This is a genomic window from Bradyrhizobium sp. USDA 241, from assembly GCF_049739505.1.
GTDB classification, from domain to species: domain Bacteria; phylum Pseudomonadota; class Alphaproteobacteria; order Rhizobiales; family Xanthobacteraceae; genus Bradyrhizobium; species Bradyrhizobium liaoningense.
This window is the reverse complement of the sequence record NZ_JBMGPZ010000002.1, coordinates 1,272,960-1,297,064: the sequence shown is the minus strand read 5'-3', so window position 1 is coordinate 1,297,064 and position 24,105 is coordinate 1,272,960. Positions and strand designations below refer to the sequence as shown.

The 24,105-nt window shown below is 63.9% G+C and carries 28 protein-coding genes, 1 tRNA gene and 2 pseudogenes; 12 read left to right on the top strand and 19 right to left on the bottom strand.

The annotated features are described in order from the left end of the window. Positions 1-167 precede the first annotated feature (167 nt). The 7 genes from ABIF91_RS07180 to ABIF91_RS07150 are packed head-to-tail and all read right to left on the bottom strand — an operon-like array spanning position 168 to position 3,311. Positions 168-674: a CHAP domain-containing protein gene (locus ABIF91_RS07180; RefSeq protein WP_424578847.1), complete on the bottom strand. Its 507-nt coding sequence runs from the start codon at positions 672-674 to the stop codon at positions 168-170. Between the two features lie 23 nt (positions 675-697). Then, entirely contained in the window at positions 698-1,324 is a 627-nt protein-coding gene (locus ABIF91_RS07175) for an MT-A70 family methyltransferase (protein ID WP_424578846.1), read from the bottom strand. Between the two features lie 59 nt (positions 1,325-1,383). Beyond that, the gene (locus ABIF91_RS07170; protein WP_424578845.1) at positions 1,384-1,536 is read right to left on the bottom strand and encodes a hypothetical protein; all 153 of its coding nucleotides are present in this window, start codon (positions 1,534-1,536) and stop codon (positions 1,384-1,386) included. After that, positions 1,536-1,730 carry a hypothetical protein gene (locus ABIF91_RS07165; protein WP_424578844.1) on the bottom strand — a complete coding sequence of 65 codons (195 nt, stop codon included), beginning with the start codon at positions 1,728-1,730 and terminating at the stop codon, positions 1,536-1,538. The genes ABIF91_RS07170 and ABIF91_RS07165 overlap by 1 nt, the downstream gene beginning before the upstream one ends. After that, entirely contained in the window at positions 1,727-2,035 is a 309-nt protein-coding gene (locus tag ABIF91_RS07160) for a hypothetical protein (RefSeq protein WP_424578843.1), read from the bottom strand. Before ABIF91_RS07160 ends, ABIF91_RS07165 begins: the two co-directional genes overlap by 4 nt. Beyond that, positions 2,032-2,553, bottom strand: a complete 522-nt coding sequence (locus tag ABIF91_RS07155; protein WP_424578842.1) for a deoxycytidylate deaminase — start codon at positions 2,551-2,553, stop codon at positions 2,032-2,034. Before ABIF91_RS07155 ends, ABIF91_RS07160 begins: the two co-directional genes overlap by 4 nt. Continuing rightward, a complete protein-coding gene (locus ABIF91_RS07150; RefSeq protein ID WP_424578841.1) occupies positions 2,553-3,311 on the bottom strand; it encodes a hypothetical protein in 759 nt (252 codons plus the stop codon). The genes ABIF91_RS07155 and ABIF91_RS07150 overlap by 1 nt, the downstream gene beginning before the upstream one ends. Positions 3,312-3,552: 241 nt before the next feature. Between ABIF91_RS07150 and ABIF91_RS07145 the strand changes: the two genes are divergently transcribed. Continuing rightward, positions 3,553-3,888 (top strand): hypothetical protein, encoded by a 336-nt coding sequence (locus tag ABIF91_RS07145; RefSeq protein ID WP_424578840.1) that lies wholly within the window; start codon positions 3,553-3,555, stop codon positions 3,886-3,888. A gap of 18 nt (positions 3,889-3,906) precedes the next feature. Beyond that, positions 3,907-4,521: a DUF4118 domain-containing protein gene (locus ABIF91_RS07140; RefSeq protein ID WP_424578839.1), complete on the top strand. Its 615-nt coding sequence runs from the start codon at positions 3,907-3,909 to the stop codon at positions 4,519-4,521. A gap of 159 nt (positions 4,522-4,680) precedes the next feature. Here ABIF91_RS07140 and ABIF91_RS07135 read toward each other — a convergent pair. The 7 genes and pseudogenes from ABIF91_RS07135 to ABIF91_RS07105 all read right to left on the bottom strand — a co-directional run. Continuing rightward, positions 4,681-4,857 (bottom strand): annotated as a pseudogene (locus ABIF91_RS07135) (DUF2493 domain-containing protein); the annotation flags it as partial. Next, positions 4,857-5,270 carry a DUF6884 domain-containing protein gene (locus tag ABIF91_RS07130; RefSeq protein ID WP_424578838.1) on the bottom strand — a complete coding sequence of 138 codons (414 nt, stop codon included), beginning with the start codon at positions 5,268-5,270 and terminating at the stop codon, positions 4,857-4,859. The pseudogene ABIF91_RS07135 and the gene ABIF91_RS07130, both read right to left, overlap by 1 nt. Next, complete coding sequence (locus tag ABIF91_RS07125) at positions 5,267-6,037, bottom strand: hypothetical protein (RefSeq protein WP_424578837.1); 771 nt, start codon at positions 6,035-6,037, stop codon at positions 5,267-5,269. The genes ABIF91_RS07130 and ABIF91_RS07125 overlap by 4 nt, the downstream gene beginning before the upstream one ends. A 283-nt stretch (positions 6,038-6,320) precedes the next feature. After that, positions 6,321-6,545, bottom strand: coding sequence for a hypothetical protein (locus ABIF91_RS07120; RefSeq protein WP_424578836.1), 225 nt, complete (start codon positions 6,543-6,545; stop codon positions 6,321-6,323). After that, on the bottom strand, positions 6,545-6,820 hold the full coding sequence (locus ABIF91_RS07115) for a hypothetical protein (protein WP_424578835.1): 276 nt from the start codon (positions 6,818-6,820) through the stop codon (positions 6,545-6,547). The genes ABIF91_RS07120 and ABIF91_RS07115 overlap by 1 nt, the downstream gene beginning before the upstream one ends. A gap of 130 nt (positions 6,821-6,950) precedes the next feature. Then, a tRNA-Ile gene (locus ABIF91_RS07110) sits at positions 6,951-7,026 on the bottom strand. 582 nt (positions 7,027-7,608) lie between these two features. Next, positions 7,609-8,952, bottom strand: a complete 1,344-nt coding sequence (locus ABIF91_RS07105) for an IS1380-like element ISBdi2 family transposase (protein ID WP_208086440.1) — start codon at positions 8,950-8,952, stop codon at positions 7,609-7,611. A gap of 277 nt (positions 8,953-9,229) precedes the next feature. Here ABIF91_RS07105 and ABIF91_RS07100 point away from each other — a divergent pair. Further along, positions 9,230-10,359, top strand: a protein-coding gene (locus ABIF91_RS07100; RefSeq protein WP_129557670.1) for an IS3-like element ISRj2 family transposase whose coding sequence is annotated in 2 segments (ribosomal slippage) — positions 9,230-9,482 and positions 9,482-10,359 — 1,131 coding nt in all. Because the reading frame shifts where the segments join, the coding sequence is not laid out codon by codon here. Between the two features lie 147 nt (positions 10,360-10,506). Here the strand turns inward: ABIF91_RS07100 and ABIF91_RS07095 are convergent. Further along, positions 10,507-11,127: pseudogene (locus ABIF91_RS07095) on the bottom strand (Bug family tripartite tricarboxylate transporter substrate binding protein); the annotation flags it as partial. A gap of 106 nt (positions 11,128-11,233) precedes the next feature. On the opposite strand from ABIF91_RS07095, the gene ABIF91_RS07090 reads away from it, so the two are divergent. Further along, on the top strand, positions 11,234-12,205 hold the full coding sequence (locus ABIF91_RS07090) for a TAXI family TRAP transporter solute-binding subunit (protein ID WP_424578834.1): 972 nt from the start codon (positions 11,234-11,236) through the stop codon (positions 12,203-12,205). Positions 12,206-12,277: 72 nt separating this feature from the next. Here ABIF91_RS07090 and ABIF91_RS07085 read toward each other — a convergent pair whose 3' ends face one another. After that, a complete protein-coding gene (locus tag ABIF91_RS07085) occupies positions 12,278-13,492 on the bottom strand; it encodes an ABC transporter substrate-binding protein (RefSeq protein ID WP_035677699.1) in 1,215 nt (404 codons plus the stop codon). A gap of 100 nt (positions 13,493-13,592) precedes the next feature. Then, positions 13,593-14,486, bottom strand: a complete 894-nt coding sequence (locus ABIF91_RS07080) for a helix-turn-helix transcriptional regulator (protein WP_028181363.1) — start codon at positions 14,484-14,486, stop codon at positions 13,593-13,595. Between the two features lie 283 nt (positions 14,487-14,769). Between ABIF91_RS07080 and ABIF91_RS07075 the strand changes: the two genes are divergently transcribed. The 4 genes from ABIF91_RS07075 (at position 14,770) to ABIF91_RS07060 (ending at position 19,193) form a co-directional block, all read left to right on the top strand. Beyond that, positions 14,770-15,597 carry a substrate-binding domain-containing protein gene (locus ABIF91_RS07075; protein ID WP_028181364.1) on the top strand — a complete coding sequence of 276 codons (828 nt, stop codon included), beginning with the start codon at positions 14,770-14,772 and terminating at the stop codon, positions 15,595-15,597. A 54-nt stretch (positions 15,598-15,651) separates the two neighbouring features. Then, positions 15,652-16,758: a molybdopterin-binding protein gene (locus tag ABIF91_RS07070; RefSeq protein ID WP_028181365.1), complete on the top strand. Its 1,107-nt coding sequence runs from the start codon at positions 15,652-15,654 to the stop codon at positions 16,756-16,758. Between the two features lies 1 nt (position 16,759). Continuing rightward, positions 16,760-18,721, top strand: a complete 1,962-nt coding sequence (locus ABIF91_RS07065) for a molybdopterin biosynthesis protein (protein WP_155252042.1) — start codon at positions 16,760-16,762, stop codon at positions 18,719-18,721. 172 nt (positions 18,722-18,893) lie between these two features. After that, the gene (locus tag ABIF91_RS07060) at positions 18,894-19,193 is read left to right on the top strand and encodes a hypothetical protein (RefSeq protein WP_035677710.1); all 300 of its coding nucleotides are present in this window, start codon (positions 18,894-18,896) and stop codon (positions 19,191-19,193) included. A gap of 5 nt (positions 19,194-19,198) precedes the next feature. Here the strand turns inward: ABIF91_RS07060 and mobA are convergent, their stop codons facing one another. After that, entirely contained in the window at positions 19,199-19,891 is a 693-nt protein-coding gene (gene mobA / locus ABIF91_RS07055; RefSeq protein ID WP_162131076.1) for a molybdenum cofactor guanylyltransferase MobA, read from the bottom strand. Continuing rightward, the gene (locus tag ABIF91_RS07050) at positions 19,836-20,726 is read right to left on the bottom strand and encodes a formate dehydrogenase accessory sulfurtransferase FdhD (RefSeq protein ID WP_028181369.1); all 891 of its coding nucleotides are present in this window, start codon (positions 20,724-20,726) and stop codon (positions 19,836-19,838) included. The genes mobA and ABIF91_RS07050 overlap by 56 nt, the downstream gene beginning before the upstream one ends. Positions 20,727-20,910: 184 nt before the next feature. Here ABIF91_RS07050 and mobB point away from each other — a divergent pair, with 184 nt between their 5' ends. From mobB to ABIF91_RS07030, 4 genes are read left to right on the top strand one after another with little or no spacing between them, the layout of a single operon-like run. Next, a complete protein-coding gene (gene mobB / locus ABIF91_RS07045; RefSeq protein WP_028181370.1) occupies positions 20,911-21,438 on the top strand; it encodes a molybdopterin-guanine dinucleotide biosynthesis protein B in 528 nt (175 codons plus the stop codon). Between the two features lie 9 nt (positions 21,439-21,447). Next, a complete protein-coding gene (gene glp, locus ABIF91_RS07040; RefSeq protein ID WP_035677702.1) occupies positions 21,448-22,704 on the top strand; it encodes a gephyrin-like molybdotransferase Glp in 1,257 nt (418 codons plus the stop codon). 42 nt (positions 22,705-22,746) lie between these two features. Then, positions 22,747-23,811, top strand: coding sequence for an IS630-like element ISRj1 family transposase (locus tag ABIF91_RS07035; protein WP_424578833.1), 1,065 nt, complete (start codon positions 22,747-22,749; stop codon positions 23,809-23,811). A 59-nt stretch (positions 23,812-23,870) separates the two neighbouring features. Continuing rightward, the gene (locus tag ABIF91_RS07030; RefSeq protein WP_035682848.1) at positions 23,871-24,104 is read left to right on the top strand and encodes a sulfurtransferase TusA family protein; all 234 of its coding nucleotides are present in this window, start codon (positions 23,871-23,873) and stop codon (positions 24,102-24,104) included. Position 24,105 lies beyond the last annotated feature (1 nt).

Below are 24,105 nucleotides of genomic sequence, written 5' to 3'. Positions count from 1 at the left end.
AAAAGCGCGGTCCCTAGGAATGTGGCAAAACATCGATAATCCTATTGTATTCAAACACTTGGGTGACGATTCGGAGGATGGTCAGGCGCGCAGCTCGGGGATGGCGATGTACCCCCGGCTGTGACGCCGGGGGAGTTTCTGCTTGAATACTTCAGAGGTGTATTTCTTCATGTGGGCGAGACCCAGGCTCGGATGCGGTTGCGCGAGTAGACAGCCTCTCGGACGCGGCCACCGTGGTTGCCGCTGATGACGATCGGATCACCGTTCTTGGTGAAGCCTGACACGATGCCGACGTGTCCACCGCCGCGGCGGCCCATGGTCACGACTGCTCCGACCTGCGGGGCGATGTGCTGATGACGCTCCCATGAGAGCGCACGATCATCGACGTCCTGGGCGCCAGTGATCTTGCGTAGGAATGCCGAGCACCAAAGAGTGGTACGGACTCCGACCTGGCTCGCAGTGTCGCCGACGAATTGGCGAGCACGGGAAACGATACCATTTCCTGCTGCGGAGCCTTGCTGGAATCCGTCTTGGAAACCAGAGATGAACGACGGTTGCTCCACCGGCTGCTGCACCACTTGGTGATGGTGGTGGCGATGACGATGATGGGGACGAGCTTCGGCCGTACTTACTGTCACGGCTAAGGCAGCGGCGCAGAGCAGCGCCGAGATCACTCTCTTCACAATATTCTCCTGGGTTATGCTGCTTGGGATGCGATCGGATCGATCGCGGTCTTCAGCTCCGGCTCACCGACCGGAGTGAATTTCTCGAGTTGATCGCCGAAGGCGTCCCAGCCAGGACGCAGCCGTCGCGCGAACACGTCTGCCTTCGGGTACGGACCTGCGATGCGCTCAGCGAGGTCGTAGCCTTCCTCGGGCTTGCGAGAGTGCTCGCGCCGCGGCGACAGGATTGCGGAGCGGCAGCCACGGTCATGGACCTTTGGCTTGCCGATCTTTCCGATCAGGAAGGGCTCGTGGCAGTTGCGGAGAACGTAGCCGGTGCCGAAGGTCGGCCGGCTGTTGTCCTTCGTCATCTTCACCCACACGCCATTGCTGACGTAGGTGACGCCCCATCGCTTGAAGCACTCGATTGCTTCGAGGAGCATGGGAGCTGTGGTGTAGAGCCAGACCCACATGCCATCGGGGTGAGCCAGCTCTGAGATCGGCAGCGAATAGATGCGCTCGATGTCCCAGCACTCGTAGTGCTGCTCGGCTGACTTGCCTTTGCCATCTTCGGAGTACGTCTCGAAGCGCCAGGGCGGATCGATCTTGGCGAGCCCGTAGTGTCTTCTGACCAGCGGGAACAGGGCGAAGTTATCGTTCATTTGCTCTCTTTGCATTCAAGCAAACAACAGGACGCACGTATCCCGTCGATGCTGTTGGATTAGTGACAGACGATCGATCGACCCATGGTGCGGCAGTTACCGCTCGGGAAGTCCGACTTGATCAGCTGCTGGCACCGCTCGTTGCAGGGCACCAGAAGCATGAACGCCAGGATCGATGCGATGATCGTCACGCCGAAGCCGAAGAACCACATCAGCGCGGCGTTAAAGTCAGATCGAAGTGGCGGCCGACGTAGAAGGCCTTTTTGTTTCGATCGTTCATTGGGACGCTGACGGCGATGTTCATCCACGGGCGCCATTCAGCGTCGGCTACCGCGCGCCCCTGGCCTTTGACGTGGAGCTTGTCGCCCATATCCAACACCTCCAGCACATGTCCTTCGATCTTCACTTCGGCTCCTCCAGCCACTTCGGTTTCCAGTCCGCCGCCTCTTCGATGAAGGACGGCTTGATGATGTCTGCCTTGCTCTCCGCCATGATCGCCTGCACGAGCAGGGCATCAGGCAGGATTGACTGACACGGCTGCTTCTTGATGGGCCGCTGGCAGTTGGCCGCAGTCAGCTTCTCGCGGACGACGAACATCTCCCGGTCAGGACCGAAGCGCTCGATCAGGCCATCCTTCTTCAGCCGGCCCTCGCGCTTGCACTGGGCGCACGCCACGCGGACGTAGGGCAGCGGCCAGTCGTCGAGCCTCATGGACGGAACCCGGTGTACTGGATGTACCCCGGCTCCTTCGTCTTCTGGTCGAGGTCGATCAGTTTCCAGCGGACGCCGGCCTCGTCATAGAGAGCGTGCGCCAGCTTCATCGACTCCGCCCAGCGCTCGATGTCGTAGGTGGGCGAGACGATGCGCTTGATGCCCGCCTGGATGATCAGCTTGGCGCAGCCTGCGCACGAGAAGAAGGTCGTGTAGATGGTGTAGCCGTGCAGCGGCTCCCGCGCCGTCAGGATAGCGTTGGCCTCCGCGTGGACCACCAGCTCGTACTTGGTCGGACGATCGTTCAGGCGCTCCCGCGTGTCAGCGATCCCGCGTGGAAAGCCGTTGTAGCCCCAGGCAGCCGTGGTCCTGTCAGGGCGCACGATGACGGCGCCGACCTTGGTGCTCGGATCCTTGGAGGCCTCGGCGTATTCCTTGGCGCAGCGGATGAAGTGACGATCCCACCAGTCCTGGTCGCGGCGATCGGTCTGCTTCAGGTGGACGAAATCCGTGTCCATCACGCCACCTCTTTCTGGTTCAGGTGGTCATAGCCGTCGCTGTCGGTGCATGGCGGGCACTTCGTCACCTTGCCGGACGCGATGAACCGCTCGATCTGGTCGAGGGTGTCGGGCGTGAGCATAGCCTTGCCTCCAGCTGCGCGGTAGCGATGCACGGCGCGGGCGCGGGCCTGGATCTTCGGCGACAGCGTGGCTTCGAGCTGCTCGACCGCGGTCTTGTCGAGGTTCAGTTTCGGCGGCTCGCTGCGATAGCGCTGCCGGTGGATTGCCGCTTCTTCCTTGCTGAGGCCCAGCTCGATCTCCTTCGCCGTGCGGCGGAATCTCTTGCCGTCAGGCATGATGATGGTTGGCTCGGTGACCGAGACCTTTGCGCGGACGCCGCGCTTGGCCATAGCCTGCTCGCGGGAGAGGCCGAGCCGGATCTCTTCCTTGGTGCGGCGGAAACGCTTGCTAGTCTTATTGTCGTCGCTCTCACGGGGAAGTGTCGCGACAGACAACGCATCTGTTGCTACGACGCGCAGCCTGCGGCGACGGACGACAGGCGAGTGTGTTGCTGTTGCAACATTTTCCTGAGACGGTTGCTCGCGCTCCGAAGCATGCGGAACGACGCCGGCATTTGCGGCGTTGGGGAGCACGTCAACAGCGACGGCTTCAACCCTGGTTGAGTAATTTCCCGCCAGGGTGCTCGTTTTATTTGCGCGCAAACGATGGAACAGTCCCGAAACACTTGAGAAAAGTGGCGTTACAAAATTGCGCAAGGTTGATCTCCGTTTGCATTATTGATTTGCGTTACTACAGCAAATGCAAACTATCAATAGCCAATTGTTGATCGCCAGCAGCGGCAATTAGGTCAAAATGGCCGGTTTTTCAGGGGTTCTATGTTGAACCCCGTAGGGCCACGGATATGACACAATTACTTGCATTTTTCTGCAGCTGGCTTTAGTGCAAACAGAAGTAGCGGGACCGCTGGGGTCCCGGAGGAAATGGCTTTGTTGCCCAATGAAAAACAGTTTCGAATACCGTAGTTACGTAATTTCCAATGAGAGAGGCCGTTACGTCGCCCGGCCGGAAGAAGGCGACGACTTCTGCATTAAGTCCGTCTACCTGCTGCGTGTCCTGCGCAGCGTCGATGCTCTTTGGACAGCACTTGATCAGATCGGAACAGCAGCCGCTGTGACGATTCCCATGTGGATCAGAGAGTGGCTCGCTGAACCGGTCGACTTCATCGACCTTGATCTGGCAAACGGAGCGGAGCCTCCCTCAACTCAGGTCCAGATCATCTCCTTCCCGACGCACAAGGTTGCCTATATCGGCAAATCTGCGGCCACCGCTTAAGAACAAAAGGCCTGGGCGATGCGTGAGAACTTCGAATATCGGGGGTATGAGGTTTCACGGAACGGCGCTAACTACGTCGGTCGCTCGCTAGATGACGGCGATGACTTCGTTTTGGTCTCGCGCGATGTCGAGCGGATCACTCAGGCCATAGATCAGCTCTGGGACGGGCTCGAAAATGGTATCCCCCCTGACTGGCTCAGGGGCTCAACCATTGATCTCGACGAGCCATCGGTCGCTGAGCACATCGGAGTGGCCGCGCAACCGCGACCACTTAATAGGTCTGGGCACCAACGTTGCATTCAGATCTTGCTCGCACTGGCCATGTTCTCCATCGCCGTGCCCTTGGCCATCTTCATGCATTTCGAGCTGTCGGAGTGCGAGCCGGAAATCGTGTTCACTCTCGCTGTGAGCGCGGTTGCCATGATCGACATGATGCCGGCGCTTCTGCTCTCCGTGTTCTCGGCTTTGGCATTTAACTTCTCAATCGTGCCGCCGGAAACCACGTTCACGGCGCCGACCAGGGGAGAGATCGTCTATTTCCTGATCAACATCATCGTGTCTATCGCGATCCCGCTGCTTCTCGGCTGGATCGGAGGGGCACGAAGGGCTCGAGTCCGTACTCCCAACACCTGATGTGCCACGACCTCCGGGGAAGGCGATGGCATACTCCGGCCGGCCTTCGCGCAGCATGCGCTCGTTCCGGTACGGACCCGCCGCGGCGTCGTAGAGTTTGCCGCGGCGGTTTCTTCTCACTACAGCTCCGGGACGAGTGATGTTGCCCCAGTCAGCCGGGTATGGATCGACGGCGACACCGCGGTCCTCCGCCCACGCACGCGCGAGCAAATCGGCGCCCGACATCTCGCCTTCGATGATGCAAGTGATCAATCGATCGACGTGAACCGCATCCAACACCTGGTACAGCCACCGCCGGTCGTCGAAGTCACGACCGCCGAAGACGACGACCCGCATCAGGTGTGCTCCTTCAGCCAGCTCAGCTGCTCGCCGAACGCAAAGCCAGGCATCGGCACCACGATCTCTTTGAAGCGATCGAGCAATGGCATCTCCAGGTGACGTCGGTAGTTGAGACCGGCGAGGACGACGGCCTCGTCACCCCGCACCTGGGCCAGGTCCATCTGCTTGGTGACCAGCTTGGCCCAGCCGCGCCGCTCGGCGATCGGCATCTTGTTGAGCGTCTTCTCGTAGGGCTCGATCACCCGGTCGGGTTCGACCAAGCCATAGGCGGCCGAGAGGATGAACCAGCGGTCGGCTATGGCGTGGGCATATCTTCTCGCCATGACGAACCATGGCGAGATGTAGAGGCGCTCCGCCGGCCGAGCCGAGTCGGCCTTGGTCTTCACGCAAGAGACGAACGCGACCCTCATTCCGGTAACCCCCAGTTCCGATCTGGATCGTTGCGACGATTGTTGATGTGCTCGTCGGTGATCGTGTGATGACTGCCGTCCGAACCGGTGAGCCATCCGGCCCAACGGGTTGTCTTGCCGCTGTTGGACAGTTGAGGCGACCAATGGTCGACGTAGGTGACACCGTTGAACACCAGCGGGTTATCGCTCTTCCATTGCTTGCGCTTCTTTCCTGGCTGGTGAGGGCACTGCTCCATCCAGTTGTAATAGGCGTCGATCGGATTCTTCGGATTGCGGCGACGTTCTTCACGGCGTGCCAGCCACTCCTGGTGCTTCGCCTCTTCGCGAGCGCGCTTCGCATCTTCCTTCCGCCGCTGTTCCTTGTACTCGTCAGACTCCATCCACTCCTTGATCCAGGGCTCGATCTCGGGCTCTTCGTCGCTTTCAACCGGCTCGGGGTCTGGAGGCGGGATCGTCCCCGTCTCCATCGCCTGCTTCAGCCTCCTGTGGAACGACATGCCCTCGTAGTTGATCCGGACGCTTCGGCGTCGGAGGTCGCGACGTTGGTAGTCGTCGACGACAAAGTTCCTGTCCGTCCAGAACTTGACGGTGCGTGCCACCGTCCCGCTAGACAACTTCAGCACACGTTCTATGTCTCGCAGGTAGCCGCCGCCTGTGTGCTCAGCGAGCAGGATGAAGGTCTGCAGCGTGTTCATGGTCGGGCGACCACCCAGCTCGGCCTTGATCATCTCCAGGGCTAGGGGTGCGTTCTTAATATCGATGGTCATGGTCCTTTATGATTCCACTTTCTCGAACTGGCCAGCGGACTGCCACTGGAGCGATCCTGCCAGCACGATTTCGCCGCGGCTGGCGCCAACCGCCTCGACACGCCTCGGCTCCCGACGATTGGTGTCTGGGATGGGGGCGCCGTTGTCATAGAGAACCTGGCGCACCAAGTCCCCGATCTTGATTGGTTGGCCGTTGATGTCTGGGACGGTCCTCATCTGTTTCAACGCTTCACTCTGGGTTGGTGGGGCGGGGCCCGCCGCGTATGCAGCGGACCCCAACGCTTCACGATCGGCCGCCAAAGGGGTTGGGCATCATCTTCATCGAGCGCTGTCGGCTCGTGACAGCGTCCTTCGCCGCCTTGGGAGCTGCGGCGCCCAGTTGCGTTACAACGCTCTCCAGCGCCTGCCAATCGGCCACGCTGTTGTTCCAGGGATGCAGCGACAGGGCGACCGCCTGTGCGTGCAGCTCGGCATTGCCGCGCCGGCTTGCGGGCTTGGCCTTGCCCATCACCGGAACGCCTTGCAGTAGTCACCACTCCTGAACGTCCCGGATGGGCAAGCCGTGCCCGGGACGTAGGGGTAGGCGCGCGGGGTGTCCTGGTGGAGCGCCTCGCACTTGTTGCCCACGCCCACGTAGCCGGTGGGGCACGTGCCATGGCGCGGCAGCCGCTCTCGGCCGTCACGGGTGGGGGTCGGATAGGGGCTCTCAGCGACCGCCGCAGCGGCGCTGATAATGGTCAGAGACAGCGCTGCGATCACACAGCGCGCGAGCGTCGTTGTCATGTCGTTCTCTCGATTTTGGTGATGTGCTATCGTGGACGAAGCCAGCACAGAAGGGGAATGATCGGCAAACCATTCTGTGCACCAATCTGTGCACCGAGAATTTGCCGATTTTGTAAGTGCTTGATTTCAATGGTGGGCCCGGCAGGACTCGAACCTGCAACCAGACCGTTATGAGCGGCCGGCTCTAACCATTGAGCTACAGGCCCCGCCGCGAGGCGGCCGATTCAGGGGCGGCCGGCAACGGTGCGCGGTTCGTTTACAGGGCCTGAGGCGGAGGTGCAATCCTCAAGCGTTTTCAAGGCGAAGCGGGTCTCGGCCCGCGTCGGGCAATGCGTGGAACGGGGCTGATCGAGGGAACGCCAGGGGTGTGTGGAACGCGCGGCGCGGTGACGGTCGCCGAATTCGGAATAGTCGCATTCTGCCACTGTTTTGCCCGACAAGTCAAACGACCTCGCGATCATCCGGCCGCGCCTCATTTAGCGCGTCCGTAAGCCCCTGTGATTGCTCAAGTCTTCTACTGTGCATGGGGTTGTTTTCGCACTTTTTGCTTTGAGAGGGCCTGTCGGCCCCCTCAAACGTCGTGCCGGCGAGCGGCGGCCTCCGCGGCGGGGCCGGTGCCTAGCCCGTCCTATTCGTGAGAGTGCGGCTTTTTGGCCCGATTGATGCGGCCGCACATCTTGTCTGACGAGGCGCACAGGATTGCCTTCGGCTTTTCGCCGCCTGACGACCGGTACTTTGCAACGCGCTTGAGGGATGGGTTGGGCGAACGGGGGCGGACGCCCCGCCGGTCAAGGACCGAGCGGCAGCAGCGCGCCGGGCAAGCCGCAGATCAGGTCGGCTTCGGGACATGCCGCGGCAAACGCAAGGCGAATGCGGCTCGTGGTCTCGACGACACGGGCGGCGATTTTCAAGAGCCGAAGACGCAGCGTCGCGAACTCGGCAGCGGCCAATTCCCGGGCTTTGGGAATGGCGTCGCGCACGGTCAGCATCAGCCAATAAGCGGCCGTATGGAGCACGAGACGGACCTGGTTGGCGAGCGCCGAACGGCAGCTGGTGCGATCGGAGGCGAGCTGCGTCTTATGCAGCTTGATCAGATTCTCGGCTTGGCCGCGCGCGCAATACAGGCTGTCGTAGATCCACTCGGCCGAGCCGACATCGAGGCTGGTGACGACGAAGCGGATGTCGAGGCCGAGCATCGTCGCCTCAATACGGGCGACAGTGCGCCGTTCGCGATCCCAGGACTTTGCCTTGTGGCGCGTCTCGGTATAGCCACGCAGAACCGGCAGGTTCTCGATGGCGCGTCGCGTGCGGATGTCGTCGGCGACCTCGTCGACTTTTCTGGCGAGAGGCTTGGTGCCGGACAGACCGAAGATGTAGTCGATGCCGTTGGTCTCGCACCACGCCATTGCCTCCGGCCGGGCATAGTGCCCGTCGCCACGGAACGTAATTTGCGTGTTGTGCCATCGCGTCCGGATATGCCGTACCAGGCGGCGCAGATGGGCACGCACCTCGACGCCGCCCGGCGTCTTGCCGGGCCGCAGCACGACGGCCACGGGCCGGCTCTTCTCCGTGTCGTAGACGTGGATCGGCAGGAAGCAGCGTTCGTCATAATGAGCGTTGAACAGCGAGAGCTGCTGATGGCCGTGGACGACGTCGCAGGTATCATCGATGTCGAGCGTGACGGATGCCGGCTCGCGCGGGTAGCTATCCATCCATGCGTCGACCAAAGTGTAGGTCAGCCGGATCACGTCGCGCAGGCGCGGAGCATTCTCCAGCCGCGACAGCGTCGGCTGGGAACACAAATCCCGGCCCGTGTCCGGTAGGCGACCGCAGGCCAGTTTGAATGCCGGATCGGACCTCAGATGATCGAGGTCGTCGGCGTCCTCGTAGCCGCAGCAGATCGCGAACATGCGAGCGCGGAACATATCGACCAGGCTGTGCACGACCCGCGTCGGATCGCGCCGATCCGGGAACACCCGGGCCAGATTGTTGGCCAAACCGAGACGCCGCTCGGCCATCGCCAGAAGCATCACGCCCCCGTTCGAGGTTAGGCGCCCACCATCGAAGGCAGCTGTGACTTTCTTGGCGTGAACGGCTGGAAACGAGAAGGGCGGAATCGTATCGTCGGTCATGGCGGGCGTGGCGTTCGCGGTTGGAGGTGATGGGGTTGGCTTCGCAACCGAATCCTACGCCGCATCAGCGCTTTACCCCTCAGGCGCACTCTTACGAATAAGACGGGTTAAGTTGAAGAAAGATTGAGTGACTCCCGATCATTTCTGTGCCGAAACGTGGAGTCGCGGTCGTGCCGCGTCCAAAGAAACAGAGCTGGCCCCGCAAATTCGGACAGTAGCTTGAGTGGATTTTCTGCCTGACAGCGGCGAGGATTCTTGCTGCGAATCAGGAGCGAAGATGACGAAGAAGAGCCGCCGGACGCATTCTCCGGCATTCAAGGCGAAGGTTGCTTTGGCTGCGGTCAAAGGCGACAAGACACTGGCGGAGCTGGCGCAACTGTTTGATGTTCATCCGAACCAGATCACGATCTGGAAAAACCAGCTCCTGGAAGGCGCCGCCGGCGTGTTTGGGCATGACAAGACATCGGCCGAGACGCCGGTCGATTTGAAGGCGTTACATGCCAAGATCGGCGAGCTGGCGTTGGAAAACGATTTTTTGTCCGGCGCGCTCACCAAGGCGGGCCTGCTGAGCGCAAAGCGATGATCGACCGCGATCATGATCTTTCTATCGTGCGCCAGGCGAAGGTCCTGAAGCTGGCTCGCAGCACGGTCTACTATGAACCTCGGCCAGTTTCGGCCGAGGACCTTGCCTTGATGCGTCGGCTCGATGAGCTGCATCTCGATTATCCCTTCGCGGGAGCGCGTATGCTGCGATCGTTGCTGCGGCGGGAGGGCGTATACGCCGGTCGCCGCCACATCGCGACGCTGATGAAGCGCATGGGGATCGAGGCGGTCTATCGTCGCCCGAACACGAGCAAGCCGGCTCCGGGTCACAAGATCTACCCGTACCTGTTGCGCGGATTGAAGATCGAGCGGCCCGACCATGCGTGGGCAATGGACATCACCTACATTCCGATGCGGCGTGGCTTCGTCTATCTCGCGGCGGTCGTCGATGTGTTCAGCCGACGGGTCCTGGCCCATCGCGTCTCGATCACAATGGAGGCGGCCTTCTGCGTCGAAGCGGTCCAGGAGGCGTTGGCGAAGCACGGCAGGCCCGAGATTTTCAACACGGATCAGGGCAGCCAGTTCACCAGCCTCGAGTTCACCGATGTGCTGCTGGACGCGAAGATCGCCATCAGCATGGACGGCAAGGGCGCCTGGCGCGACAACGTGTTTGTCGAGCGGCTCTGGCGCACGGTCAAATACGAAGAAGTATATCTCCGCGCCTACGACAGCGTGTCCGAGGCGCGAGCGTCAATTGCCAAGTATCTGGCCTTCTACAATCAGGGACGCCCTCACTCGAGCCTTGACGGGCGCACGCCCGACGAGGCTTACTTCGGCACGCAAGCTATGGTGATGGCCGCATGACCGTCGCCGACGGTTTTGTCGTCGCTCTGGTCGGGCTACGCCCTCCCGACGCAACGACAAAACCGTAAAGCCCCGCGTTCAGCATAACCCGGCAGGAATCCACTTAAATCCAGCGGGGCGCTGTCCAAACAACCGGGGCCAGCTCTAATTGTCGAAGATCAGCTGCACCTTGTTGGAGATGATGTCGGGGAACGCGATGGCCGAGCCGCGATAGGGCACGTGCACCATGGCGCACTTCGTCATCACCTTGAACAGCTCGGCCGACATGTGCACCGAGGTGCCGTTGCCGGACGAGGCAAAGGAGATCTTGCCGGGGTTGGCCTTGCAATAGTCGATGAACTCCTGAACCGTCTTCGGCGGAAACGCGTTGGAGACGACCAGCATGTTGGTGAGTTGCATGATGCTGGCCACCGGCACGGTGTCGCGCAGGAAGTCGAACGGCAGCTTCTTGTAGAGCGAGGTCGAGATCGCGTTGTTGGGCGCGACGAACAGCAGCGTGTAGCCGTCCGGCGGCGAGTTGATCGCGGCGGCGGCGGCGATGTTGCCGCCGGAGCCGGTGCGGTTCTCGACGATGACCTGCTGGCCGAGCCGCTCCGACAGCCACTGCGCCATGATCCGCGCCACGATGTCGACCGGGCCGCCGGCGGAAAAGCCGATCAGCCAGTGCACGGGACGGTCGGGATAGGCGGCGGAGGCGGGAAGGGTGGTGCTGAAAAGACCTAAGAGGACTGCGAGCCCGAACAAACCGTGACGCAAAATTCGCACCATGACGTCTCCCATTGCTTTATTGTCGTTGGCTGCATGCTTTCACAAAATCGGGTCGCTGCCTATATCGTCGCAAGTCGGTGTTGACGCAGGTCCGCCAGGAGCGACCATGAGATTCGCGATGATCCTTCTCGGTGCGGCGCTGCTCGCAAGTCCCGCTGCCGGCCAAACCGGAGGCACGGCCATTCCGACCACGACGATCAGCCAGACAATCAGCCTCGGCACCGCGACGCCCGGCGGCGGCTTCCCGCTCTACGGCAACGCCTTTGCGGAGGTGATGAACGCGGCCGATCCGCAATTGTCCATCGCCCCCCGCAACACCAGGGGCAGCAACGAGAACATCCCGCTGCTGGAGAAAGGCGAGCTCGATCTCGCGCTGGTCGCGGGCGAGCCGGCCTATGAGGCCTTCGCCGGCATCGGCCGCGCACCCGTGCGGCTGAAGATCCTCACCGCGATCTATTCCAACCCCGGCATGTTCGTGGTGCGCGCGGACAGTCCCTACAGGACGATCCGCGATCTCGTCGGCCAGCCCGTCGCGTTCGGCGCGAAAGGCTCGGGCTTGCCGATCCTGGCGCGCTACGTGCTGGACGGGCTCGGCCTGAAGCAGGACGAGGACTTTAGGGCGGTCTATCTCGACCGCGCCGGCGATGGCCCGGCGATGGTCGAGGACGGCCGCGTTGCCGCGCTGTGGGGCGCCGGCATCGGCTGGCCCGGCTTTGCCGCGGTGGCCTCAAGCGCGGCAGGCGCGCGCTTCATCGCGCCCAGCGCCGAAGAGATCACGCGCATCCGCGCCAGGCACGCGTTCCTGAAGCCGCTCACCGTGCCGGCGGGCTCCTACCCGAAGCAGACGGAGCCGATCGCTTCGCTCGGCTCCTGGAGTTTTGTCCTCACGCGCGAGGATCTGCCCGACGATGTCGCCTACCGGCTCGCGAAGACGCACGGCGTCGAGGCGACGTTGTGCAGGAAGCTCGCGCAGGCCTGCGAGACCAATGCGGCGAACACGGTCGCGGCCGCGCCGAAGGCCGAGCTGATCCATTCGGGCGTGATGAAGTATCTTCGCGAGATCGGGGTGGTGAAATAGCGAATGGCGAGTTGCGAATAGCGAATGGAGGTGTTCCCCCATTCGCCACTCGCTATTCGCCGTTCGCCAATCTCACTTCTTCACCATCGCACACGCCGGGTCCGGCGGGCCGAACGCCTTGTCGCCGGAGATGGTCGTGAGGATCTTGTAATAGTCCCACGGATATTTGCTCTCCTCCGGCGTCTTCACCTGCACCAGCCAGAGGTCGTGCACCATCAGATTGTCTTCGCGCAGCTTGCCGTTGCGGGCGAAGAAGTCCTCGATCGGCTTTTCCCGCATCTTGGCGGCGACCTTGAGCGGATCGTCGGTGCCGGTCTCCTTGATGGCGTTGAGATAGTGCATCACGCTGGAATAGACGCCGGCCTGCCACATCGACGGCATCTTGTTCAGCTTGGCGAAATAGCGCTTCGACCATTCGCGGGTCTTGTCGTCCATGTCCCAGTAGAACGACGTGGTCAGGAGCAGGCCTTGCGCCGCCTGCAGGCCGAGTCCGTGGATGTCGGTGATCAACGCGAGCAGCGCCGCCATCTGCTGGCCGCCCTTGAACACGCCGAATTCCGAACCGGTCTTGATCTCGTTCATGTTGTTGGGGGGACCGGCGGCAATGCCGATGATCTTGGCCTTGGAGGCCTGGGCCTGCAGCACGAAGGAGGAGAGGTCGGGCGTTGCCAGCGGCGGCCGTACCGAGCCCAGCACCTTGCCGCCATTGGCGGTGACGACGGCGGACGCATCGCGCTCCAGCGAGTGGCCGAAGGCGTAGTCGTCGGTGATGAAGAACCAGCTGTCGCCGCCGCGCTTGACCACGGCGTCCGCCGTGCCGACCGCGAGCGCGCGGGTGTCGAACACCCATTGGATCGCGTAAGGCGAGCAGAACTTGCCGTGGAAATCCGCGGTGCCGGTGGAATGGGTGATGAACAGCCGCTTCTTCTCGTTGGCGACGTTCTGCACCGCGAGGCCGACCGCGGAGACCGGCACGTCGACGATCAGATCGACCTGCTCGACGTCGTACCAGCGCCGCGCGAGCGAGGCGCCGATATCGGCCTTGAGCTGGTGGTCGCCGATCACGACGCGGATCGGCTTGCCGAGCACGGTGCCGCCGAAATCGTCGATCGCCATCTGCGCCGCGGTCACCGAGCCCTGGCCGGTCGGCGCGGAGGCGGGACCGTTCATGTCGGTGAGCACGCCGATCTTGACGACGTCGTCGGAGACCTGCGCCATTGCGGCACCCGGCAGCAATGCCGTCACCAAGGCAGCCGCGACCGGCAGTCCAAATCTGGTTGGATACACGCTTGTCCTCCCCTGAGCCGGCTCGTTGGCCGGTGTTGCATCCGGGTATGGCCCGGCTGAACTGGTTTCTTTTGCAACTATTCGGGGGCGGGCGTCAATGTCAGGCTGCGAAGCGGATCTGTCCTGCGGGCGAGGGATCGTAGCCGGTCAGTTCCTCGGCGCGCTGGTGCAGCCGCCGGTCGTTCAGGAAGCGGAGCACGGCCTGCATCGCCGGGCGGAAATAGCTGCGCTGCCGCATCGCGAGGTCAAGATTCTCCCAGACCAGCGGCACGAAATCGAGACCGGCCGAGCGCGCCGCGGCGCGGGTCGCGATGCCGCAATCGGCCTGGCCGGCGCGGACCAGTTCGGCGAGATCCGGCCCGGTCAGGGCCGCGGTTTCGATCCGGCGCAAATCGCGCGTCGAGGCGCCCGCGCGCTTCAGGAGCACGTCGAGCAGCATCTGCGCGCCCGTGCCCTGTTGCCGCATCGCCATCCGGGCGCCGAGTGCAAGCACGTCGGTCAGGCCGTGCAGCCGCTTGGGATTGCCGTGCGGCAGCACCAGACCCTCTTCGCGGCGCACGAACGCGACCAGCACCACATCATGCAGGTCCGGCGTCGCCCGCAGGGCTTCGATACTGGCATCGCTGGCGAGATCGTCGGAGGGGGTCAAGGCGTGGAAGTGCACCGCCGCGGCCATCACCTCGTTGCGCTGCAGGCGCTCCAGCCCGCGCGCGCTGCCCTCACTCATCGATCCCAGGCCAGAGCCGGATTCGCGCAGGCTCCAATCCAACAGTTCGTCCTGGCTGCCGCCGACGACCGGCGGCGGCTCCGCGATCAACATGCCGGCCGGACGTGCCAGGCCCGACAGGACCCAGAGGTCGAGCTCGTGCCGCGGGAAGAGCCATTTCCCCGTCACTTTGGTGCAGGGGATCGCACCCGTGGTGACGAGTTCGTAAAGCTTGCGTTCGCCGAGCCGAAGATATTCGGCGGCTTCACTGGTCGTCAGGAATTCCATCCTGCATTCCTATGCAAATTATTGCTTCTTTTTGACGCCCGACGCAGGTGGAATTCTGCATTTCAGATTTTTTGTCGGCGGGAACCATGCCCGATCATCTCGCCGCTTTGCAATACATCCCGCACGCGCGTTTTCTGCTTTGGTGAACGATCCTGAATCAATCTCGCGCGGCGCGCTCGGCGGCGTTGCCGAAACTTCCCGGGCGGGCCGCGCGAAAACGCGTCACGAGTGCGGCGCAATCGCTCATCATCATGATCGCGTCATAGCCAAGGGAACCCCGATCATGGGCCGCCTGTCCGTTGTATTTGCGCTGCTCTGCGGGCTTGCCGCGGGCATTGCGGCGTCATCCGCGCAGGACCGCGGCCTCGTCCTCGCCACGACCACGGCGACGCAGGAGTCCGGCCTGCTCGATCATCTGCTGCCGATCTTCCGCGACAAGACCGGCATCGAGGTCACGGTGATCGCGCGGCGCGCCGACGAAGTGCTCGACGGGGCACGACGGGGCGAGGTCGACGTCGTGCTGATGCACGCGCGGCCGCAGGAAGAGAAATTCGTCGCCGACGGATTTGGCGTGAAGCGCTACGACGTGATGTACAACGATTATGTGCTGATAGGGCCGAAGAGCGATCCCGCGGGCGTGAAGGGCAAGGACATCGCGACGGCGCTGAAGGCGATCGAAGCCAAGGGCGCGCCGTTCGTGACGCGCGGCGATCGGTCGGGCACCCACGCCGCGGAACTCGCGCTCTGGATCGTCGCCGGCATCGACATCGCCGCCGCCAAGGGCGCCTGGTATCGCGAGGCCGGGCAGGGCATGGCCTCGGCGCTCCACGCAGCGCGCGCCGCGAATGCATATGTGCTGGCGGACCGCGGCAGCTGGATCGCCTTCAAAGATCGCGGCGATCTCGACATCGTCGTCGAAGGCGACAGGCGCCTGCTCAACCAGTACGGCGTGATGCTGGTCAACCCAGAGAAGTTTCCGAACGTGAAGAAAGACCTCGGGCAGGCCTTCATCGACTGGCTGACATCGCCGGAGGGGCAGACGGCGATCGCCGGCTACAAGGTCGACGGGCAGCAGCTGTTCTTCCCCAACTCCGACAGGTCGGGCGGTTGAAGCCCGCATCGCCGGCGGTTGCCAAAGCGGGCGATGCATGGTCCATCATGGCGCATGACCCAGCGCCTGCCGCCCTCGCTGACGCCGCTCGACACCGCGCTCGCCGCGTTGCTGCGAGGCGTTGATCCCATCGCGCCGATGGAGGTGCCGTGCGCGGAAGCGGCCGGCTGCATCGCGGCGGGCACGCCGCTGCTCGCGGCCCGCCCGTCCCACGACATCGCCGCCGCGGACGGCTGGGCGCTGCGCGCCAACGATCTCGTCGGCGCGTCCTCTTATTCGCCGCTGCCTTTGACAAGCGCGCCCGTGTGGGTCGAGGCCGGCGACGCGATGCCGGCGGGATCCGACTGCGTGCTCGATGCCGATGCCGTGGAGGTGTCGGGGCCGCTCGTGCAGGTGCTGGCGGAGGGCGTGCCCGGACAGGGCGTCCGGCGCGCCGGCAGCGACATCGCCGAAGGCGCGCCTGCCGGCGCCGAGGGCCATCCGGTCGGTGCGGCCGATCTCCTGATGGCGCGCGTTGCGGGTCTGGAGAAGCTGGGCGTACGGCGGCCCCGGCTGCATATTGTCAATGTTCCGGGCGCAACGGCAACGACGCATATGGTCGCCGGGCTCGCGCGGGCGGCGGGACTCGACGTCGAGACGCGTCACGCTCGAGCACGCGATGAAGCATCGATTGCCGATGTGCTCGATGCGTCCTCTTGCGATCATCTGCTGATGATCGGCGGCAGCGGCGTTGGCCGCCATGACGCCGCCATCACGGCCCTGGCCCAGCGCGGCGAGGTGATGGCGCACGGCCTTGCGCTCCAGCCCGGACGCACTGCCGCGGTCGGACGGCTCGGACAGGTTCCCGTCGTCGCCTTGCCGGGCTCGCCCGATCATGCGCTTGCGGCCTGGCTCGCGCTCGTGCTGCCGCTCGTCGATCGTCTGTCGGCGCGCCGGCCGCGCCGACGGGTGACCTTGCCACTTGCGCGAAAAGTCGCATCCGGCGTCGGCATCGCCGAGATCGCTTTGCTGGCCGGGGAACATCGCGCCTGGATGCCGCTTGCCGTGGGCGAATGGCCGCTTCAGGCCATCGTCCGTGCGGACGCGTGGCTGCACATTCCCGCCAGTCACGAGGGATTTGCGGCAGGTACGCCGGTCGATGCCCATCTGTTGCGGGAGTGATATGGGTCCTGGCATGACGATGATCCCGAAATCACCGGACCGCAGCGCGCTCGAGCAGGAGCAGTTCCTCAGGATACTCTCGCGCGAGGAGGCCCTGGCGCGCTTCGAGGCGGCCTTGTTCCCGCGCACGCTTCCGAGCGAGTCGCGCAAGCTCGCTGCCGCGCTCGGTGCGGCACTCGCCGAAGACGTCACCGCGCCGATCGACGTGCCGCCGTTCGACCGGTCCAATGTCGACGGCTTTGCCGTGCGCTCCGCGGATCTTACGGCGGCCGGCGAGGGCGCGCCCGTGCGCCTCGCACTGAATGGCGAGACCATCCATTGCGGCACCGCGCCGAGGCTGCAGGTGGCGGGCGGCACCGCGACGCCGATTGCCACCGGCGGTCCGCTGCCGCGCGGCGCCGATGCGGTGGTCATGGTCGAACACACCCAGCCGGCGGGCTTCGATGCGATCGACGTCCGTCGCGCCGTCTCGCCAGGGCAATTCGTCTCGTACGCCGGATCCGACATCGCGCGCGGCGAGGCGCTGCTGCGCGCCGGCACTCTCATCGGCTCGCGTGAGATCGGCATGCTGGCGGCTTGCGGCATTGCCAAGGTGAGTGTCGTGCGCAAGCCGCGGGTTGCCGTGATCTCCACCGGCGACGAACTGGCTCAGCCCGGCCAGCCGCTCGCACCTGCCGAAATCTACGATACCAACGGCGCCATCGTCGCGGCCGCGATCGACGAGAATGGCGGCGAGGCCATCTTCCTCGGTGCCATTCCCGACGACGAAGCCAGGCTCGAAGCGGCCATGCGCCGCGCGCTTGCAAACTCCGACATGCTGGTGCTGTCGGGCGGTACGTCGAAAGGCGCGGGCGATCTCTCCCATCGCATCATCGACCGGCTCGGCGCACCCGGCATCATCGCGCATGGTGTTGCGCTCAAGCCCGGCAAGCCGCTGTGCCTTGCGGTGTGCGACGGCAAGCCGGTGGTGATCCTGCCGGGCTTTCCGACCTCGGCGATGTTCACCTTCCACGACATGATCGTGCCGGTGCTGCGCAAAATGGCCGGCCTGCCGCCGCGCGCCGATGCCAAGGTCAACGCGACTGTGCCGGTGCGCATCGCCTCCGAGCTCGGTCGCACCGAATTCATCATGGTCTCGCTGGTCCAGGGCAGGGACGGCCTGATCGCCTATCCCTCCGGCAAGGGGTCCGGCGCGATCACGTCATTTGCGCAGGCGGACGGTTTCTTGCGCATCGATGCGCTGGCAGACCAGATGCCGGCCGGGACTGAAGCCGAAGTGACGCTGTTCACGCCGCATGTGCGCGTGCCCGATCTCGTCATCGTCGGCAGCCATTGCACTGGCCTCGATCTCGTCACCGCACCGCTCGCGCATGCCGGCCTGACGGTGCGCTCAATCGCGGTCGGCAGCCTCGGCGGGCTTGCGGCGGCCAGGCGCGGCGAATGCGACCTCGCGCCGATCCACCTGTTCGACGATAGAAGCGAGACCTACAACACACCTTATCTCGTCGAAGGGCTCGAGCTCGTCCCCGGCTGGCGGCGGATGCAGGGCATCGTGTTCCGCAAGGGCGACACGCGCTTCGAGGGCCTGAACGCGAAGGATGCGGTCGCTGCCGCGCTCGCTGACTCCACCTGCATCATGGTCAACCGCAACCAGGGCGCCGGCACACGCATCCTGATCGACCGGCTGCTCGGCGGCGTGCGGCCGGAAGGCTATTGGAACCAGCCGCGTTCGCACAATGCGGTTGCGGCGGCTGTCGCCCAGCGCCGCGCCGACTGGGGCATGACCATTGCGCCGGTCGCCCATGCGGTCGGCCTCGGTTTCATTCCGCTGGCGGAAGAGCATTACGACTTCGCGCTGGTGACGGCGCGCAAACACCGGCCGGCCGTGCGGGCCTTTCTCGACGCACTCGGCTCGGACGAGGCGCGCGCGGCACTCGAGCGAGCGGGATTTCGGCCTGCATAGCAACCTTGCGGGAGACCTCGCGCGCCAACATCTGGCTGGAGGAAAGGACCAGCACGCGCAGGGTCTATGGTGACGGGGCTGGTGGTACCGCTGGCGGCCTGAGCGGAGCGGTCTGGTCTAGGGCCATGAACTTGGACGGCCGCCGCAGCGACCAAGGGACGTGAGCCAGATCATGACCGCGTCAACATCCGCAAATTTCCGCAAGATTGCTGCACTCGTCGCAGCGGCCGGCACGCTGTTCTGGCTCTACACCTTCTACTTCATCGCTCATGTCCCGTCTGGGGACGGCACCGGCTTTCAATGGCTCGCGGTGTTTCCGCTGGGCATGATCTTCATGCTGTTCTTCGTGCCGGCCTGGCTACTGATCGCGATCGGCCGCTTGCCGCGGTTCACCATCGTGGTCGGCCTCTGCGGCCTGATCGCGTTCGCGATCATCTGGTCGCAGCTGCTCAACGAGTTTCCGAAATCTTGAAGTTGCTAGGATGCCTCATCCAGCGCCGCCAGGCGCTCGGCTTCGGAGATGTCCTCGACCGTGTTGGCATTGAAGAACGGATCGAGCGGCTCCGCCGGCCACGTCACCGTTGCGAGCGGATAGCGCGCGGTCCAGCGGTCGATCTTGCGGAGGTCCTCGACGACCAGCGCGTGGCGCAGCTCGTTGCGCAAGGCGACGCGCCACAGGCCGATCACCGGATGCGACTGCTTACCCGATGCGGCGACCGCAAGCTGCGCATTCTCACGCGCGCGTGCGTCATGCAGCCGTGCGACGAGATCGCGCGGCAGGAACGGGCAGTCGCCGGCGGCGCTGAGCACCCATTCGATCTCCGGCCGGTTCGTCGCGGTCCAGTCGAGCGCAGCGAGGATGCCGGCGAGGGGACCGGGAAAGCCGGGCACGTCGTCAGCGACGACGTGCAGGCCGAACGCAGCAAAGCGGGCGGGATCGCCGTTCGCGTTGAGGATCAGCCCGCTGCACTGGGGCGAAAGGCGCGCGATCACGCGCTCCAGGATGGTACGCCCCCCAATGGTGCGCATCGGCTTGTCGCCGCCGCCCATGCGCCGCGCGAGACCGCCGGCGAGCAGCACGCCGAGAGTCGAAGGAACGCTCGTTGCCGGAACCCTAGTCGTCACCACCTTCACCCTTGCGCTTGTGCCTAGCCGACTCCTCCTCGACATAAGCAAGGTTCTGGTCGTAGACGATGCGCTCCTCGCCTGCGAGCGCGATGAAGCGCTTTCCGCGGGTGCGTCCCACCAGCGTCAGCCCGACCTGCCTTGCGAGATCGACGCCCCAGGCGGTGAAGCCGGAGCGCGACACCAGAATCGGAATGCCCATGCGGACGGTCTTGATCACCATCTCCGAGGTGAGACGCCCGGTGGTGTAGAGGATCTTGTCGCCAGGCTCGACGCCGTGGCGGTACATCCAGCCCGCGATCTTGTCGACCGCGTTGTGGCGGCCGACGTCCTCGGTGTAGCAGAGCGGGGTGCCTTCCTTGCACAGCACACAGCCATGGATCGCGCCCGCCTCGAGATAGAGCGAGGGCATGGTGTTGATGGTCTGCGTCATCTGGTAGAGCCAGGAGGTGCGCAGCTCGGCCTTCGGCAGCGCGACGCTCTCGACCGCCTCCAGCAGATCACCGAAGGCGGTTCCCTGCGCGCAGCCCGAGGTCTGCGTGCGCTTCTTCAACTTGGCTTCGAAATTGGTGTGGTGGGAGGTGCGCACCACGACCACCTGGAGGTCGTCGTCGTATTCGACCTCGGTGACCACGTCGCTAAATTTCAGCATGTTCTGGTTCAGCAGATAGCCGAGCGCCAGATATTCGGGATAGTCGCCGATCGTCATCATGGTGACGATCTCCTGGGCATTCAGGTAGAGCGTCAATGGCCGCTCCATCGGGACCTTGATCTCGACCCTGGCGCCGGTCTGGTCGGTCCCGGTCACGCTCTGGGTCAGGCGCGGGTCGTCGGGGTTGGGGATGATCAGGGGTACCGGGGCTTTGTCGATCTTCATCATGGCGGCGAGGTTAGCATGACATTCGGGTCAAGCCGATATATGCATGGCGGAGAGATAACGAAATGCCGCTTCGTCGTCTTTGCGAGCGCAGCGAAGCAATCCGGACTCCCACGCTGCGCTCGCAATGACGGGGAGAGGCCGCAGGTTCCATCGGCCAGCGAGCCGTTGGCGGAGTCGAACGGTTATGAAAGTCATCGGTCTTGCGGGCTGGAGCGGTGCGGGCAAGACCACGCTGTTGACGCGGCTGATCCCGCATTTCAATGCGCAAGGCCTGCGCGTTTCCGTGATCAAGCATGCGCATCACCAGTTCGACGTCGACGTGCCCGGCAAGGATTCCTGGCGCCATCGTGAGGCCGGCGCGGCGGAGGTGCTGGTCGCTTCCTCGAACCGCTGGGCCCTGATGCATGAGCTGCGCGGGGCGGCGGAGCCGCGGCTGCCGGAGCTGCTCGGCAAGCTCTCCGCCGTCGATCTCGTCGTGGTCGAGGGTTTCAAGCGTGAGCCGCACCGCAAGATCGAGGTGCACCGCGCCGGCAATGGCAAGCCGCTGCTGTTTCCCGATGATCCCGGGATTGCCGGAATCGCGAGCGACGTCGCGATTGACACAAGGCTGCCGACTGTCCATCTCGACGATATCGCGGCTGCCGCGGAACTGTTGCTGCGCGCGGCGATGCCGGTCGAGGAAGCGGTGGCAAAGAGCGCCGCGATACGCTGACGAGGCACCATGGCGCAACTATCGGACGATTGTTTTGCCTTCGGCGGTCCTATGATGTCGGTCGACGAAGCCGTTGGCCTCATCACGACGCGTGTCAACGCGATTGTCGATCTCGAAACCGTGGCGCTGGTCGATGCCGACGGCCGCGTGCTCGTGCGCGATGTGGCCGCACCTTTGCCGCTGCCGCCGTTCACCAACTCCGCCGTCGACGGGTACGCCCTGCGCAACGCCGACCTTCCGGAAAGCGCCGAACGGGCATTCCCGCTCGACGGTCGCATCCAGGCCGGTGGTCTTGCACAGGCGCCGATCAAGCCCGGTCACACCGCGCGCATCTTCACCGGCGCGCCGATGCCGCCCGATGCGGACACCGTCTTCATGCAGGAGGACGTCCGCATCGATGATTCCGGCAGGATCGTGCTGCCGCCGGGGTTGAAGCGTGGGGCCAATGTCCGTCCCGCAGGCGAGGACATTCCGCAAGGTCACGTCGCGCTCCGTGCCGGCCAGCGCTTGCGACCGCAGCATGTCGCCCTTGCCGCCGCATTCGGCCTGACGGGGCTCGAGGTCGTCAGGCGCATCCGTGTCGCCGTGTTCTCGACCGGCGACGAATTGGCGTCGCCCGGCGAACCGCGCACCGCCTCGCAGCTGTTCGATTCCAACCGTTTCATGCTGATGGCGATGCTGCGCCGGCTCGGCTGCGAGGTCAGCGACCTCGGCATTCTGCGCGACGAGCGGACGTCGCTCGCGAACGGCTTGAAGCAGGTCGCGGGTCACCATGACCTGATCCTCACCACCGGCGGTGTCTCGACCGGCGAGGAGGATCACGTCAAGGCGGCGGTCGAGAGCATCGGCTCGCTGGTGCTGTGGCGGATGGCGATCAAGCCCGGACGTCCTGTGGCGATGGGCATCATCGGCGGCACGCCGCTGATCGGATTGCCCGGCAATCCCGTCGCGAGCTTTGTGACGTTCGCCCATGTGGTGCGACCGACGGTGTTGGCGCTCGCGGGTGGCTTGCCGGAGCCGTTGACGCCCATCCCGCTGCGCGCGGCGTTCACTTACAAGAAGAAGGCCGGCCGGCGGGAATATGTGCGCGCCTCCCTGCGGCGCGCGCAGGACGGTGCGCTCGAGGCGATCAAGTTTCCGCGCGAAGGGGCCGGGCTGCTGTCCTCGCTGGTCGAGACCGACGGCCTCGTCGAACTCGGCGAGGACATCACGAATGTCGAGCCGGGGCAGGACGTCGGCTTCCTGTCCTACGCAGGTCTGCTCTAGTACCCACTTTTCGTGGAGCGTGAGTCGTGATTCAAGGTCGGGATGATACCCGAAGCAAGAGAAGTCCACCTTTCGAGGAAAGATCGCAAGGTGCTTGAGGCGTGCTGTCGCTCACCGGTGACGTTGCAGCGCGATTTGAAGCGGGCGCGGATAGTTCTGTTGGCGGCGGATGGGCGCAGCACCCGGTCGATCGCCAAGGAAGTTGGGGTCCAGCCGCGGATTGTCAGCCTTTGGCGGCATCGCTATGCCGACCATGGCCTTGAAGGGCTGCAAGACAAGCCGCGGCCTGGCAAGCAGCCGATCTATACGAAGACGACCGACAAGCGGATTCTGAAGCTGCTGGATAAGCCGCCACCGCAAGGGTTTGCGCGCTGGACCGGCCCCCTGCTGGCCGAGGCGCTGGGCGATGTCGATGTCCAATATGTCTGGCGGTTCCTGCGCAGCCACAAGATTGACCTGGTGGCTCGCAAGTCCTGGTGCGAGAGCAACGACCCGAACTTTACGGCCAAAGCCGCCGATGTTGTCGGCCTCTATGTCGCGCTGCCGGCGAAGGCCATTGTGCTGTGCGTGGACGAGAAGCCCTCGATCCAGGCTTTGGAGCGAGCGCAGGGTTATCTGAAGTTGCCCAATGGCCGCGCCTTGACCGGCCAAAGCCACGATTACAAGCGGCATGGCACCACAACATTGTTTGCGGCGCTCGAAGTCGCCACCGGAAAGATCATCGCGACCCATTCAAAACGCCGGCGCCGCGTCGAGTTTCTCGATTTCATGAACAGCGTCACCGCGGCTTTTCCGAACCGCAAGCTTCACGTCATCCTCGACAACCTCAACACCCATAAAAAGAACGAGGACTGGCTCAAGGCCCACCCCAACGTGCAATTTCATTTCACGCCGACAAGTGCGTCATGGCTCAATCAGGTCGAAGTATGGTTTTCCATCTTGCAGGGGCAGTCGCTCAGCGGCACCTCCTTCACGAGCCTCAAGCAGCTTCAGGAACACATCGATGCCTACGTCAACGCATACAACGACAGAGCCGAGCCCTTCGTCTGGACCAAGAAAAAGGTCCGTCAACGCCGTTTCAAAGGCCGCCGTATCACTCAGCTCTGATTCCGGGTACTAGGCGCCTTTGCGTTGACGCGATCGACTGGTCCCGCCATGTTGCAGCCATGACCCGAACGACGCTCGATCTCACCGGACTGAAATGCCCGCTGCCCGCCCTCAAGACGCGCAAGGCGCTCAAGCCCTTGCAGCCGGGTGATCAGCTCGAGGTTCACTGCACCGATCCCCTGTCGGTGATTGACATTCCGAACCTGATCCGCGAGACCGGCGACAAGGTCGAGATCACCGAGCGCAACGAGGCGCGCATCGTGTTCCTGGTCGAAAAGAGCGGCGCCCTGTAAA

Coding starts and splice junctions, on each gene's coding strand:
- ABIF91_RS07035 (WP_424578833.1), top strand. CDS start 22,747: ATGATACCCGAAGCAAGAGAAGTCCACCTTTCGAGGAAAGATCGCAAG.
- ABIF91_RS07070 (WP_028181365.1), top strand. CDS start 15,652: ATGACCCAGCGCCTGCCGCCCTCGCTGACGCCGCTCGACACCGCGCTC.
- ABIF91_RS07030 (WP_035682848.1), top strand. CDS start 23,871: ATGACCCGAACGACGCTCGATCTCACCGGACTGAAATGCCCGCTGCCC.
- ABIF91_RS07130 (WP_424578838.1), bottom strand. CDS start 5,270: ATGAGGGTCGCGTTCGTCTCTTGCGTGAAGACCAAGGCCGACTCGGCT.
- ABIF91_RS07125 (WP_424578837.1), bottom strand. CDS start 6,037: ATGACCATCGATATTAAGAACGCACCCCTAGCCCTGGAGATGATCAAG.
- glp (WP_035677702.1), top strand. CDS start 21,448: ATGGCGCAACTATCGGACGATTGTTTTGCCTTCGGCGGTCCTATGATG.
- ABIF91_RS07090 (WP_424578834.1), top strand. CDS start 11,234: ATGAGATTCGCGATGATCCTTCTCGGTGCGGCGCTGCTCGCAAGTCCC.
- ABIF91_RS07080 (WP_028181363.1), bottom strand. CDS start 14,486: ATGGAATTCCTGACGACCAGTGAAGCCGCCGAATATCTTCGGCTCGGC.
- ABIF91_RS07170 (WP_424578845.1), bottom strand. CDS start 1,536: ATGTGGTTCTTCGGCTTCGGCGTGACGATCATCGCATCGATCCTGGCG.
- ABIF91_RS07145 (WP_424578840.1), top strand. CDS start 3,553: ATGAAAAACAGTTTCGAATACCGTAGTTACGTAATTTCCAATGAGAGA.
- ABIF91_RS07140 (WP_424578839.1), top strand. CDS start 3,907: ATGCGTGAGAACTTCGAATATCGGGGGTATGAGGTTTCACGGAACGGC.
- ABIF91_RS07155 (WP_424578842.1), bottom strand. CDS start 2,553: ATGGACACGGATTTCGTCCACCTGAAGCAGACCGATCGCCGCGACCAG.
- mobB (WP_028181370.1), top strand. CDS start 20,911: ATGAAAGTCATCGGTCTTGCGGGCTGGAGCGGTGCGGGCAAGACCACG.
- ABIF91_RS07175 (WP_424578846.1), bottom strand. CDS start 1,324: ATGAACGATAACTTCGCCCTGTTCCCGCTGGTCAGAAGACACTACGGG.
- ABIF91_RS07060 (WP_035677710.1), top strand. CDS start 18,894: ATGACCGCGTCAACATCCGCAAATTTCCGCAAGATTGCTGCACTCGTC.
- ABIF91_RS07115 (WP_424578835.1), bottom strand. CDS start 6,820: ATGACAACGACGCTCGCGCGCTGTGTGATCGCAGCGCTGTCTCTGACC.
- mobA (WP_162131076.1), bottom strand. CDS start 19,891: ATGTCGAGGAGGAGTCGGCTAGGCACAAGCGCAAGGGTGAAGGTGGTG.
- ABIF91_RS07120 (WP_424578836.1), bottom strand. CDS start 6,545: ATGGGCAAGGCCAAGCCCGCAAGCCGGCGCGGCAATGCCGAGCTGCAC.
- ABIF91_RS07065 (WP_155252042.1), top strand. CDS start 16,760: ATGGGTCCTGGCATGACGATGATCCCGAAATCACCGGACCGCAGCGCG.
- ABIF91_RS07075 (WP_028181364.1), top strand. CDS start 14,770: ATGGGCCGCCTGTCCGTTGTATTTGCGCTGCTCTGCGGGCTTGCCGCG.
- ABIF91_RS07105 (WP_208086440.1), bottom strand. CDS start 8,952: ATGACCGACGATACGATTCCGCCCTTCTCGTTTCCAGCCGTTCACGCC.
- ABIF91_RS07160 (WP_424578843.1), bottom strand. CDS start 2,035: ATGAGGCTCGACGACTGGCCGCTGCCCTACGTCCGCGTGGCGTGCGCC.
- ABIF91_RS07050 (WP_028181369.1), bottom strand. CDS start 20,726: ATGATGAAGATCGACAAAGCCCCGGTACCCCTGATCATCCCCAACCCC.